The following is a 13,339-nucleotide window of genomic DNA, read 5'->3' as shown; positions in this document are numbered from 1 at the left end:
CCCCGCGGAAAGCGAGCATTCTGGAGCGGAAATGACCAGGTATAGCAACAATGTCTACGAAAATAGTCATTCATAAACAACTTACGCGCTTTTATACTGGAAAAAAGTGTTCATAAGCGTTACCATTAGCCTTAATCAATGTTTTGAAAGGAGCAAGGCTGATGTCTACAGAATCACTCGTATTCGATCAACTTAACAGACCTCTAAGGGACTTACGTATATCTGTAACAGATCGCTGCAACTTCCGCTGTCGCTACTGTATGCCTGAGGAGACATTCGGCCCAGACTACGAATTTTTACCTAAGACGAGTCTCCTTCAATTTGAAGAAATCACAAGACTTGCCCGTATGTTCGTTCAAATGGGTGTTGAGAAAATTCGTCTAACTGGTGGCGAACCACTTCTTAGAAAAGATTTACCTGTACTAGTTGGGATGTTATCTAATATAGATGGGCTTAATGATATAGCGCTTACAACAAATGCTTCTTTATTAAAAAAGTTCGCTATTCCACTTAAACAAGCAGGATTAACACGAGTTAATGTAAGTCTAGATGCCATTCACGATGAAACGTTTGGAAAAATGAACGGTAGAGGAACGAAGATCAAGCCTGTATTGGAAGGCATTCAAGCCGCATCAGATGCAGGGCTCAATGTGAAAATAAATATGGTCGTTCAAAAAGGGATCAATGATCATGAAGTTGTACCAATGGCAGAGTATTTCCGACACAGTGGTCATATCGTCAGATTTATTGAATACATGGATGTAGGCAACTCCAATGGGTGGAAGTTCGACCATGTAATGAACAAAAAGGATATCATTGACACTATTTCAAAGGTGTATCCGCTTGAACCTATTGAAGCGTCCTATTTTGGAGAAGTAGCTAGTCGATATCAATTCAGTGATGGTGCTGGTGAGATTGGCGTTATATCTTCAGTAAGTGACTCATTTTGCTCGAGCTGTACAAGAGCAAGGCTATCAGCAGACGGAGCGCTATACACATGTCTGTTTGCTTCACGAGGGACAAGTCTTCGTAATCCTTTACGTAATGGAGCATCTGATGAAGACATGCAAAAGATGCTCACTGATTTGTGGAACGGTCGGCACGATCGTTATTCAGATGAACGAACGGAAGAAGGCGTAGCGAAACGTGAGAAAATTGAAATGTCATTCATTGGTGGCTAGGTGATGGAGAAGGAAATGAACAGACACACTACAGAACGCGGCGTTATTCGTTATGAGGGCGGACAATTTATCGAGCAAGAAGATACCATTGCATTAGAAAAACCTCTTACGATTCGAATTAATCAGGTTGAATTTGCGACAGTCGTTTGCACACCTGATCATCTAAAAGATATGGTGGTTGGCTTCCTCGCTTCAGAAGGAGTCATTCGATCCTATCGTGATGTGGAAGAAATGCTTTTTAATGATAGTCAAGGTATTGTTAATGTAAAAGCCTCTGTCAGTATGTCTCTCACATCTGAAACATATACAAAGCGCGTAATCAGCTCCTGCTGTGGAAAAAGCAGACACTTTTATTTGCAGAGTGACTCTCAAACGGCAAGAACAATCATGCGCGCACCAAAGCTCACTGCTCAGGAATGTCTTTCAAATATGAAGAAACTACAAGAGCAGTCCACGACCTTTAAATCAACGGGTGGTGTTCATAACGCAGCTATTTTTAAAGGTGATGAATTGATCGCATCTCGTACTGATATTGGTCGGCACAACGCGCTTGATAAATTGTACGGTTATGCACTACGGCATCATATTCATCCATCTGAGCTTAGCGTTGCATTTAGTGGAAGAATATCTTCGGAAGTTGTCCTTAAGCTTTCTAAGATGGGGATTGGCATACTTCTGTCGAAATCAGCACCTACTGATCTTGCCCTTCAATTAGCTGAAGATCTCGAGATTACGACAGTCGGATTTATACGAAAAGGCGGATTTAACATTTACACAAAGCATGAAAGAATTATTATTTGAAACACCTTCAGGTTGAAGGTGTTTTTTTTGGTTAAGTCGTTCATACTACAGAACAAACATGCTTTAATTGAAAGGCGGGTTTATAATGGGTTGGACGATCGCGTTGATTTTTTGGGTGGCAGGTGTAGTGATTGTGGGAAGTCCTCGATATTTATTCTATCGATTAGAAGAAATGAAAACGGAAACTGCTGACCATTCGAAAGCCTCCAAAGCTTCAAATAAGAGAGAAAGTATTTTTTTCTTTATCGAAACAAAAGCACTTGATGCGATTCCATGGTGGGTGATAACCGTAATTTGTGTAACGGTTGGACTCTTTTTAATTGCGTTTGGTGTTATTGCCCTTGTTTTTTCTTATTAATTTGAAACTTTATTGCATAGTTAGTCGTATCAAAGGTAGCAAATCATGACTTGCTGTTTGATTAATAGTGATTAGTGGTAAAGAGAAAAAAGATCACATAAGCAACAGTTAGGGAGATGTAAGGGGTGGAGAAATTATGGGTTTAGAAGAAAGACAAGCAACCTCAGTCTGGCGTTTTTATCTTTTATTAGTAGCGCTTTTAGTACTGAAAGCGTATTTCGTTTATCGCTTTGAGTTCTCATTTACGCTAAAGGGTGTAGGAGAAGAAGTTTTTCTTGTGATTAATTCGATAGGATCGATTGTATTACTGTTAGGTATAGGGCTATTTAGAAAGAGATCAAAACCAGGCCTAATGCTTGCAGTATATTTTATTTTGTCTGCCATTCTTTATGGAAATATCCTTTATTATCGATTCTACATAGACTTTATTACTGTACCGGTTCTCTTCCAATTTGGAAACGTTGGTGGATTGAGTCAGAGCACAGTTGAATTGTTTAATTTTTATGATCCAATACTTATTCTCGATTCAGTTATCTTATTCTTTATTCTTAAAAGATTTAAGGTTCGTTCAAGTACACTCTCCACTAAACGTAAAAAGCGAACTGCAGTAACTGGAGTATCTATCCTATTGGGATCTACTGTTATCGCCCTTATACTGAATCCATTACTTTTCGAAAAATCCTATGATCGGGAGCTTTTCGTAAAATCACTAGGATCGTATACTTATCATGCATATGATATCGTATTTAATTCATTTACTTCCATTACTAGCGTTTTTGCTGATGATACGGATATTTCAGAAATTAAGCAGTTTGTGGATAAAAAGGAGATTGAAGCTTCTTCGTTTGAAGGTGTTGCGAAAGGAAAGAACTTAATTCTCATTTCACTTGAATCCACACAATCTTTCATGCTTGATGAAGAAATAGATGGAGAACAAGTAACTCCATTTCTTAATAAGCTAAAAGAAGATAGCTATTACTTTCCTAACTTTTATCATCAAACAGCTCAAGGTAAAACATCTGATGCTGAATTTATGATTGATACTAGCTTGTACCCACTTTCTGGTGGATCTGTGTTCGTCAGGAAGCCTGAGAATGAATTTTTCTCTCTACCGGAGGCTTTGAACTCAGCTGATTACTCAACCAATTCTTTTCATGGTAATGATCGAGAGTTCTGGAATCGTGAAAACATGTATAAGACGCTTGGGTATGATCGGTTCTATTCAAAAAAAGACTTTGAAGTGACTGATGAGAATTCAATTAATTATGGGTTAAAAGATATTCCGTTTTTTGAACAGTCAATTCCTTATCTTAAAGACTTGAAGGAGCCTTATTCAGCAAAATTCTTAACCCTTACGAATCATTTTCCCTATTTATTAGAAGAAGAAGATCGGATGATAGCTATTCCTGAAACGCAAGAGGAAGTTGTAAATCGTTATTTTGCAACTATACGTTATGAAGATGAATCTATTAAGCGATTTTTTGAAGAGATGAAAGCTGCAGGACTCTATGAGGATGCCATTTTTGTTCTTTATGGGGATCATTATGGACTATCAGAAACGTATAACGAAGCGCTAGGAGAATATTTTGGTAAACAAATTGGTCCAGTTGAACATGTTCAACTTCAGAAAGTCCCACTCATCATCCATATTCCTAATGAAGAAGGCAAAGTATTCGAAACAGTAGGCGGTCAAGTTGACTTAAAACCTACCATTCTTGAATTGCTACGTATAAAAGAGAAAACAAGCTTGAATTTTGGTACTAGTTTATTGTCATCGGAGCGGAAAGACTTTGTCATCTTTCGAGATGGAAGCTTCGTGACAGAAGAGCTGATCTATACAAAAAATACTTGTTATAACAAAGAAACGGGTGCAAAAACAAATCGAAACAAATGCAGTAAACATTTTGGGAAAGTTCAGAACGAACTGGATTATTCGGATAAAGTTATATACGGGGACTTGCTTCGGTTTGTAGAGTAGCTAGAGTGTTCATTCCTTACATTTCATGGTACGCTTGAGGTGAACTCTTGATAAAAAGGGATGAGCGAAGATGGATTTACAAAGACTGCAAATACTAACAGAAGTTGTACGTGAATACAAAACGGCAATTCACATGGATGAGAAGAAAGACGAGGTTGGAAGAGAAGTCCTCGACATCGTCATGAATTCACAAGATCTTGTATTGTATGGTCACGTGAAGCGAGCGAAAGATACTGATAAATTTCCAGACGAAGCAATTAAACACCTTGATCAAGCAACTGCTTATCTTCATCAGAAAATTGACGAACAATTTTAGCATTCCATACTATGGAGTGCTTTTTATTTGGAAGGCTATGTTAGCTCATATTTTTGATTTCTCGCCTTTCAGCTCTGCTGAATGGGCACCACAGGGCGTAAATGAGCCAAAAATCAACATTGTTCGTTAACATAGCCATTTGGAAAAATAAGAATAGTATGTCTTTGTTTTAATGTGCTGTAATGGTTGCAATAGACTGTAACATAGTGATAAGGTCTTACTGTTTACTAGATTAAAGGAGAGTGAAAAAATTGACTAATTCAATTAAACGACTAGCTCCATTTTTACTTATGGGACTTGTTGTTTTTGTTATAAGCGCTTGTTCAAACGGGAATGAAGGAGATCAATCAGCTGATGAAGCATCAGTCTGGGAGCAGATACAAGAAGAAGGTAAGCTTGTTGTAGCAACATCAGGAACACTGTATCCTACTTCTTACTATGAAGAGGGTTCTGATACAGTCACTGGTTATGAAGTAGAAGTAGTAAGAGAAATGGGCAAAAGACTTGACCTTGAAGTTGAATTCGAGGAAATGGGCTTTGATGGAATGTTAACTAGTATCAATTCCGGTAAAGTTGATCTTGCTGCGAATGATATTACAAACACTGAAGAGAGAGAAGAGAAATTCACCTTCTCTGAACCCATTAAGTATTCGTATGGTACTGCAATTGTTCGAAAAGATGATCTATCTGGGATTGAGTCACTTGATGATCTAGATGGTAAAAAAGCAGCGGGGGCATCTACAACCATTTATATGGAGGTTGCTCGTGAAAATGGTGCTGAAGAAGTGATTTACGATAATGCGACTAATGAACAGTATTTACGAGATGTGTCTACAGGACGTACTGATATTATTTTGAATGATTATTACCTTCAAACACTTGCACTTGCTGCATTTCCTGACTTGAATATTACAATTCATCCTGATATTGAATACTATCCAAATAATCAAGCGGTTGTTATGAAAAAAGACAGCGGTGAATTAGAAAGCAAAGTGAACGAAACGCTCAAGGAAATGAAGGATGACGGAACCCTTAAGGAACTTTCAGAGAAGTTCTTTAATGGCGCAGATGTTTCCGTTGAACCAGATCTTGACATTGAGGAGTAAATAGAGTGTTTGATATACAGTGGGAATACTTATTTGATGCAGGACTTGCGTTAAAGTCGTTTCCGTATGTTATTCAAGGACTTGGGCTAACGCTTTTAATTTCAATGGTAGGAATGGTTATTGGTCTAGTGATGGGACTATTTCTTGCACTCGGAAGAATGTCAAAATACAAAGCACTTCGCTATCCTGCAAGATTATATATTTCCTTTATGAGAGGAACGCCAATTCTAGTCTTTCTTTACATTCTTTACTTTGGACTTCCAGTAGTAGGTATTGAGTTCTCCGCTCTAACTTCAGCATTAATTGGTTTTAGTTTAAACAGTGCTGCATATATAGCAGAGATTCAGCGCTCAGCCCTATCATCGGTAGAAAAAGGACAGTGGGAAGCATCCACCGCGCTCGGAATGTCTTACTGGACGACTATGAAACAAGTTGTCCTTCCACAGGCAACGCGTATCGCAATTCCACCACTTTCAAATGTGATGTTAGATTTAATTAAAGCTTCTTCACTAGCAGCGGTTATTACTGTCCCTGAGTTACTTCATCATGCAAAAATTGTTGGAGGCAGAGAATTCGACTTTATGACAATGTACATATTAGTCGCATTCATTTATTGGGGAGTCTGTGTTTGTGTTTCCTTTATACAAGATTTATTAGAAAAACGATATCACTACGTACATTAATCCCCTGAGTACTACAGGGGGTTTTTTATTTGGCTATGTTAATGAACAGTATTGATTTTTGGCTCATTTACGCCCTGTGGTGACCAATCAGCAGAGCTGAAAGGCGAGTGAAACTGGGGTTTCACTCGAATGAGCCAAAATCGTTAAATCAACAATAAGAGCTAACATAGCCTTTTATTTAGGCTCTTTTCTAGAAGATTGTTGTTTTTTATAAAAAATTATATAAAAACCAAACTTCGCTAATTTCCGCTCCAGTAACCAACAAACGAAAAAACAAAAATATCCCATATTCTTCATCATGCATTTTGAGGAATGTTATAATAATGAATATATTCAACTCAGACGATTTGTCATAATAGGAAGGGAGTTAATCATCAGCATGAAAAAACAGTTTAGCTTAATAATGCTTATGGTCATTCTTCTCCTTGCTGCTTGTTCTAACAGCAACGAAGAGAAAGAGCCGGAAGCAACTACCACTGAAGAGTCTGCTTCTATGGACGAGACGAAGAAAGAATTAGAAGCGATGAAGGTTGAAGAAGATAAAGTAGTTGCAACAGTGGATGGTAAAGAGATTAAAGGAAAAGATTATAATTCTATGCTGGTACAAACACAGCTTCGCTATACAATGAGTGGGAAAGACCCATCTGATAAAGAGGTTTCAAAATCGATAGAAGAAGAAGTGATGGATAATTTAATTGGACAAGAGCTTTTGCTTCAGAAAGCAAAGGACGAAGGCTTTTCAGCTTCTGAGGAAGAAGTGCAAACGGAGCTAGAACAAATTAAAGCTCAGTTCTCGACTGAAGACGAATTAAATGAGGCGTTGAAAGCACAAGGCATGACATTAGACAAATTAGAAAGTCAATATGCCGATATTGTCGTGGTTGATAAATTCGTAAACGAAAAAATTGGAAAACCTGAAGTGACAGAGGAAGAAATGAAATCTTTCTATGATGATCAATTCCAGAAAGATGCTGAGAATCCTCCACCATTTGATGAGATGAAAGATCGAATTAAAGATTATTTAGTCGAAACAAAAACACAAGAAAAAGTTCAAGAGATGAAAGAAGAGCTAAAGCAAAAAGCCGAAATTGAAGAAATGCTATAGGTCAGCACAAAAGCTGGCCTTTTTTCATGGAAATGAAAAGAGGAGGATAAAGAATGAATGAAATCGTAAGTACTATTACCCACTATGTAAAGCAAAAGTTAGAAAATGAAGGCAGCGGTCACGACTGGCATCATATTGAAAGGGTGGTCCGACACGCAGAAGTGATTGCAAAGGCTGAAGGTGCAAATGATTTTGTTTGTATAGTAGCTGCACTCGTTCACGATTTGGCTGATGATAAAATAGCTCCATCAGAAGCGGAAGGCTTGAAGGAAGTAGAAAGGTTACTAGAAGATGTGAATCGTGAAGAGCGGGAGCACATCATTGAAATTATTTCTTCGATTTCGTTTAAAGGTGGAAACCGTCCACCAGTCACAACGCTTGAGGCTCAAGTTGTCCAAGATGCAGATCGTTTAGATGCGATTGGAGCGATCGGAATCGCACGAACGTTTGTTTATGCTGGAGCAAAAGGGGATCTGATACATGATCCTAGTATTACAATTAGAGACAATATGACTCCAGAAACTTATCGCAGTGGGCAGTCTACTGCTATTAATCACTTTTATGAGAAGTTGTTGCATTTAAAAGAGTTAATGAACACAACAAAAGGAAAAGAACTAGCGCAACACCGACATGAATTCATGGAGCATTTTCTTAATCAATTCCATGATGAGTGGGCTGGGAGAAAATAAGTTCTTTTCTTCTTGCCAAGCTTTTGCTTTAAGGATAGTGCAAAATTTCCGCTCCAGGATGCTCGCTTTCCGCGGGGCGGGCGGTGAACCTCCTCGTCGCTTACGCTTCTGTGGGGTTTCACCTGTCCCGCTAGTCCCACAGGAGTCTAGTATCCTTCCGCTCCAATCAGCGAAGTGTGGTTTTTATTCAATAATTGTTCAAAAGCAACAATCTTATAGAAAAGAGCCTTTAGAATAAAGGAGAGTAGAAATATGTATCATATTCAACCTATGACTCTAGAAACGGCAAAAGAAATTCAAACTTGGACATATCAAGAGCCTTATTCACTTTATAGTTTCTCAGAGGACAATGAAGTGCTAGAAGAATTAATGGATGGATCATATGTGTCAGTGTGGAATGAGGAGAATTTGTTCGGATACTTTTGTTTTGGTCAATCGGCTCGTGTTCCTTCAGGAGTTAATGCAGGTGTATATGAAGAAGAGCGCCTTGATATTGGTCTCGGTATTCGACCGAATGAGACTGGAAAGGGAAATGGTAGACTGTTTCTTCAAACGGGGCTTCACTATGCAGCGGAACGATTCGGTGCAAAGGATTTTCGACTTACTGTTGCCTCGTTTAACGATAGAGCACGAAAGGTATATGAACGAGAAGGATTTAAATCCCATCGCTCTTTCGTTAACAGAACAACAAGCAGTGAAGTTTCTTTTGAAGTAATGATAAAGTAGAAGTGAAGAATGATTAGCCTCTATTGGGTAAAACATGTGTTAAATCTTGAGAAAAAGGGAATAAGAGAAGTATAATACACGAAGGAATTAAAGGGCGGTATCCAGCGATTGACTAATATCATACCTCCATATCATAGCAAGAAAAATGTCTACTTATTGCTACTTCTGCTGTAGAATGAGAAGTTTCGTCGAAAACGTTTTGATTTCTTCTGAAAATGGGCATAATGGTTATGTATTGGTATGAGGAGGAATGAGAATGTATGATGCAATTGAAAAGAAGCGTAAAGAAATGTTTGATATAGCAGGACGTTACGGATTTGCATCAGAGAAAACCATTCGCTGTAGTCAGGAGCTAGACCGGTTACTAAATGCCTTAATGCAAACGAAGCATCATAATGAAAGAGTACTATGAAACTGGATTCTGTTTTTCTTCCTGTGTTTGTGAAGTGAAGGAGGAAACCTTATGAAAATTGATCTTAAAGCAATTCTCACAAAAGAGTTGTTTGAATGGATAGAAGAACATCCTAAACGAAATCAGCTTATAGAGTCTATTCAAGGCGAGGTCTTTCAATCAATTGTTCATTTTAGAGAGTGGAATGATTCTGACTATAATGGAAATGAGGACTGGCTTGAATATGCAATCCGGAATGAAGAGGAATGGAGAAATGAAACTGATTAGATTAGGAAAGTGAATAGCCGTTAAAGACGGCTTTTTTTGTTGGATTTCGTAACTTTATGGAGAATAGAGAAGGGATAATGAACAGTAGAGTCGAAAAGTTACATGATATATGGATTTTTCATGCTCAGGGGGGAGGAATAATGGTGAATCATTCAGATACGATCGTTATCGGTAAACACGAATATAATCAACTGTATAGACAATATCAAAAGTTTGAATCGCTATTTGTCCATTATCCTGGCGTGATGTATTCACTAGATCTTAAAGGACATGTAACGGACCTAAATGACTTCGGTCATAAGCTTTCTAAAGTAAAAAGAGAAGATGTGATCAGTAAGCATTATTCAAGGTTTATTCTCCAGACAGAGAAAGAACGCGTATCCAAATCATTTCACCTTACAACTGAAGGACATGTAACGCATCTTCAGACGACTTTTCTTAACTATGAAGGAGTTCCATTTGATGTTGAGTTAGTCAATATTCCCATCTATATTGAGAATAAGATTGAAGGTGTTTTTTCTCTTGTGAGGGACCTTACAGATGAAAGACAAAATGAACTTGCGCTTAGGGAAAGCCAAGAAAAATATAGATTGATCGCTGAACATACTTCTGAATTAATAAGTCTAGTTAATGTTGAGAGAGATCTAGTTACATATGCATCACCTTCTCATCAGAACATTTTAGGATATCCGCCTGATTATTATACTGGAAGTTCAATTATGTTGGACGTACATCCTGATGATGAGAAACTTGTCGCGAATTTATTACAAAAAACTAGTTCATACCCACAAGTGGTTGAATTTAGAAGAAAACATGCTAATGGTACCTGGATCACACTTGAAGACCGAGCTACTGTAATTCCATTTGGCGTCCACGGTGAGCGAATGCTCGTCGTTGTATCAAGAGACATTACTGAAAAAAAACGAGCAGAGAGAGAATTACAGAATACTTTAAAACAGTTAAAGGATCTGAAGTATGCGCTTGATGAGAGTGCTCTGGTTTCTGTCACGGATGAGGAAGGCAAAATCACTTCTGTAAATGATAAATTTTGCGAGATTACAGGATATACAAAAGAAGAGTTGCTCGGCAGAGACCATCTTATACTCGACTCCGGGTATCACCCGCCATCATTTTTTGATGATATGCGAAGTACGATTCATTCGGGTGATGTATGGAAGGGTGAAATTAGTAACATAACGAAAGAAGGGAAGGATTTTTGGGTTGATACGACCATCGTTCCATTTCTTAATGAAGTTGGAGTACCATACCAATATGTATATATTCGGAAAGACATAACTGATCGAAAACAGGCAGAAGAACTTCTTCGAACGTCAGATAAACTATCGGTTATTGGTGAGCTTGCTGCTGGTGTTGCACACGAAATTCGAAACCCCTTAACTTCTCTGAAAGGTTTCACGCAAATATTAAAGTCGAGGCATACAGATGAAAATGATCAAGAATTCATCGAAATCATGTTATCTGAGCTTGATCGAATTAATATGATCGTCAATGAATTTATGGTACTCGCTAGGCCACAAGCCGTCACGTATGAAGTAACAAATATTCAGGATCTCATTGCGAATGTTTGTACTCTTATTGAAACACAAGCTATTTTAAATAACGTTCAAATCTATACGAGAGTGATTCATGATCTAAGAGAAATCACATGTAGCGAAAATCAAATTAAACAAGTTCTAATTAATATTATTAAGAATGGCATTGAAGCAATGCCGGACGGCGGTGAAATCACTATTTCATTGTACTCAACAAATGATGAAGTGATGATTGAAATTCGTGACAATGGGCCTGGAATCCCTGAACACCAATTATCGCATTTAGGAGAGCCCTTCTATACAACAAAGAAAAAAGGAAACGGTCTTGGATTGATGATTTGTCGCCGAATTGTTCAGAATCATCAAGGCACATTTTCCATTGATAGTAAGGAAGGAAGCGGAACGGTAGTGACAATAACCTTACCAAATGAAAAAAAGTTTCGAGAGCGCTAAAGCAGCGCCTTTTTTGTGGGAATTACTTTACACCAAACAAGAAAGCGCTTACAATTACAGAAAGATAGGGTTTGAATAATCCAATAAAGGAGTGTTGAGAGTGAAAAGCGAGACGAGCTATCGCATGCTTGCTCTTGAAAAATTCAACGCTGAAACGAATTGGTCTGAAAACAATCGCCTTTTTAATTATTCGATCGCTGGTCTAGGAGCTATAATCTCATTATTATCCATTGTCATTTGATGCATAAAAGGAACGTCTCGAAGTATTGAGAGGTTCCTTTTTTTAACGAACTTCCGAAAGAAGTCTCCCTCTTCAAGCGTGTGAAGGGCGTAGCCCAACGGTAAGGGGGAGATGAATTTCGGTTGGGCAATAGCCCAAAAGTTTCTGCCTTTTATCTCAATGTGGTATAAATTTTGGTCAAGAAGTTTTTGTTTGTTGACCACTGGTGGTTCGCCTATTGAGGTGGTTAAAAAATACATCGAAAATCAAGGGATAAAGTGAGGTGATTTGATATGGCTAAACAAAACAAAGCGTATAAATTTCGTTTGTACCCAACAAAGGAACAGTCTTTGATTATCCGTAAAACCTTTGGTTGTGTTCGTTTTGTCTACAACAAAATGTTAGCTGAACGAAAAGAAACCTACGAAACACTAAAAGATGATAAAGAATCATTGAAATCAGTAAAACACCCCACCCCAGCCAAGTACAAAAAAGAGTATGAATGGCTAAAGGAAGTAGACTCACTAGCGTTGGCAAACGCACAACTAAATCTAGATAAGGCGTATAAAGCATTTTTCAAGGGGAATGCCAAGTTCCCAAAATTCAAAAGCAAGCGACACAAACAAAGCTACACAACAAATGTCGTAAACGGTAATATCGAGCTGTTGGATGGTCATATCAAGTTACCCAAACTTAAAAAGGTCAAAATAAAACAACATCGAGAAATTCCTTCTGAATACATTATTAAATCTTGCACCCTTTCTATGACTGCATCAGGAAAATACTATATTTCTATTCTGACAGAATATGAGAATGAAATCGAAACCAAAGAAACCAAAGAAATAGTTGGATTAGACTTTGCAATGGATGGGTTGTTTGTTGATAGCGAGGGTGAGAAAGCCAATTACCCTAAGTTCTATCGACAAATGCTTGATAAACTAGCCAAAGAGCAACGCAAACTTTCCCGAAAAAAGAAAGGTTCTTCGAATTGGAACAAACAACGCATCAAGGTTGCCAAAATCCAAGAAAAAGTCGCCAATCAAAGAAAGAATTTTCTGCACCACAAGTCTAAAGAATTGGTCACATTTTATGATGCGGTTGTAATTGAAGACCTAGACATGAAAGGGATGTCACAAGCACTAAAGTTCGGCAAAAGTGTAGCTGATAATGGTTGGGGAATGTTCACTTCTTTCTTACAATACAAACTGAATGAACAAGGGAAGCAGCTTATCAAAATAGATAAATGGTTTCCTTCTACTAAAACTTGTTCTAATTGTGGAAATACCCAACCGATGCCTATGAACATTCGAACATATGCTTGTTCATGCGGTCTAAATCTTGATAGGGATTACAATTCAGCACTCAATATTAAAAAAGAGGGCATTCGCTTATTAGCAAGTGCCTAAATAATAAGAGATACAAACTCTTGGAACAAGAGGGTTAGCTTGGTCCATTTCGTCAGCTACCAAAAGTGGCGATTACCCAAGAAGC

The 13,339-nt window shown here is 38.0% G+C and carries 15 protein-coding genes and 1 pseudogene; all 16 read left to right on the top strand.

Annotated elements, in window-relative coordinates:
* Positions 1-161: 161 nt before the first annotated feature.
* The 16 genes and pseudogenes from moaA (at position 162) to AB986_RS06860 (ending at position 13,254) form a co-directional block, all read left to right on the top strand.
* The gene (gene moaA, locus AB986_RS06925; protein WP_048310144.1) at positions 162-1,181 is read left to right on the top strand and encodes a GTP 3',8-cyclase MoaA; all 1,020 of its coding nucleotides are present in this window, start codon (positions 162-164) and stop codon (positions 1,179-1,181) included.
* Positions 1,182-1,184: 3 nt separating this feature from the next.
* On the top strand, positions 1,185-1,982 hold the full coding sequence (gene fdhD / locus AB986_RS06920) for a formate dehydrogenase accessory sulfurtransferase FdhD (protein ID WP_407921916.1): 798 nt from the start codon (positions 1,185-1,187) through the stop codon (positions 1,980-1,982).
* Positions 1,983-2,067: 85 nt separating this feature from the next.
* Positions 2,068-2,340 (top strand): hypothetical protein, encoded by a 273-nt coding sequence (locus tag AB986_RS06915; RefSeq protein WP_048310143.1) that lies wholly within the window; start codon positions 2,068-2,070, stop codon positions 2,338-2,340.
* A gap of 136 nt (positions 2,341-2,476) precedes the next feature.
* The gene (locus AB986_RS06910; protein WP_048310142.1) at positions 2,477-4,318 is read left to right on the top strand and encodes an LTA synthase family protein; all 1,842 of its coding nucleotides are present in this window, start codon (positions 2,477-2,479) and stop codon (positions 4,316-4,318) included.
* Positions 4,319-4,388: 70 nt separating this feature from the next.
* The gene (locus tag AB986_RS06905; RefSeq protein WP_048310141.1) at positions 4,389-4,634 is read left to right on the top strand and encodes a hypothetical protein; all 246 of its coding nucleotides are present in this window, start codon (positions 4,389-4,391) and stop codon (positions 4,632-4,634) included.
* Between the two features lie 290 nt (positions 4,635-4,924).
* Positions 4,925-5,740 carry a transporter substrate-binding domain-containing protein gene (locus tag AB986_RS06900; RefSeq protein WP_048310958.1) on the top strand — a complete coding sequence of 272 codons (816 nt, stop codon included), beginning with the start codon at positions 4,925-4,927 and terminating at the stop codon, positions 5,738-5,740.
* A gap of 5 nt (positions 5,741-5,745) precedes the next feature.
* The gene (locus AB986_RS06895) at positions 5,746-6,423 is read left to right on the top strand and encodes an amino acid ABC transporter permease (RefSeq protein ID WP_048310140.1); all 678 of its coding nucleotides are present in this window, start codon (positions 5,746-5,748) and stop codon (positions 6,421-6,423) included.
* Between the two features lie 379 nt (positions 6,424-6,802).
* Positions 6,803-7,528, top strand: coding sequence for a SurA N-terminal domain-containing protein (locus AB986_RS06890; RefSeq protein WP_048310139.1), 726 nt, complete (start codon positions 6,803-6,805; stop codon positions 7,526-7,528).
* Between the two features lie 53 nt (positions 7,529-7,581).
* Entirely contained in the window at positions 7,582-8,217 is a 636-nt protein-coding gene (locus AB986_RS06885; protein ID WP_048310138.1) for an HD domain-containing protein, read from the top strand.
* Between the two features lie 252 nt (positions 8,218-8,469).
* Positions 8,470-8,943: a GNAT family N-acetyltransferase gene (locus tag AB986_RS06880; RefSeq protein WP_236690313.1), complete on the top strand. Its 474-nt coding sequence runs from the start codon at positions 8,470-8,472 to the stop codon at positions 8,941-8,943.
* Positions 8,944-9,199: 256 nt separating this feature from the next.
* Positions 9,200-9,355, top strand: coding sequence for an aspartyl-phosphate phosphatase Spo0E family protein (locus AB986_RS21515; protein ID WP_084006429.1), 156 nt, complete (start codon positions 9,200-9,202; stop codon positions 9,353-9,355).
* Between the two features lie 51 nt (positions 9,356-9,406).
* On the top strand, positions 9,407-9,622 hold the full coding sequence (locus AB986_RS06875; RefSeq protein ID WP_048310137.1) for a hypothetical protein: 216 nt from the start codon (positions 9,407-9,409) through the stop codon (positions 9,620-9,622).
* Between the two features lie 140 nt (positions 9,623-9,762).
* A complete protein-coding gene (locus AB986_RS06870) occupies positions 9,763-11,628 on the top strand; it encodes a PAS domain S-box protein (protein WP_053216062.1) in 1,866 nt (621 codons plus the stop codon).
* A gap of 100 nt (positions 11,629-11,728) precedes the next feature.
* Positions 11,729-11,869: a hypothetical protein gene (locus AB986_RS22295; protein ID WP_161797344.1), complete on the top strand. Its 141-nt coding sequence runs from the start codon at positions 11,729-11,731 to the stop codon at positions 11,867-11,869.
* 171 nt (positions 11,870-12,040) lie between these two features.
* Positions 12,041-12,130 (top strand): annotated as a pseudogene (locus AB986_RS21510) (transposase); the annotation flags it as partial.
* An 11-nt stretch (positions 12,131-12,141) separates the two neighbouring features.
* Positions 12,142-13,254 carry an RNA-guided endonuclease TnpB family protein gene (locus tag AB986_RS06860; protein ID WP_048310136.1) on the top strand — a complete coding sequence of 371 codons (1,113 nt, stop codon included), beginning with the start codon at positions 12,142-12,144 and terminating at the stop codon, positions 13,252-13,254.
* Positions 13,255-13,339: the final 85 nt, after the last annotated feature.

The organism is Guptibacillus hwajinpoensis (assembly GCF_001039475.1).
GTDB classification, from domain to species: Bacteria; Bacillota; Bacilli; order Bacillales; family Guptibacillaceae; genus Guptibacillus; species Guptibacillus hwajinpoensis.
Note: the sequence above shows the minus strand (reverse complement) of the source record. Positions and strands in the feature narration are given on the sequence as shown.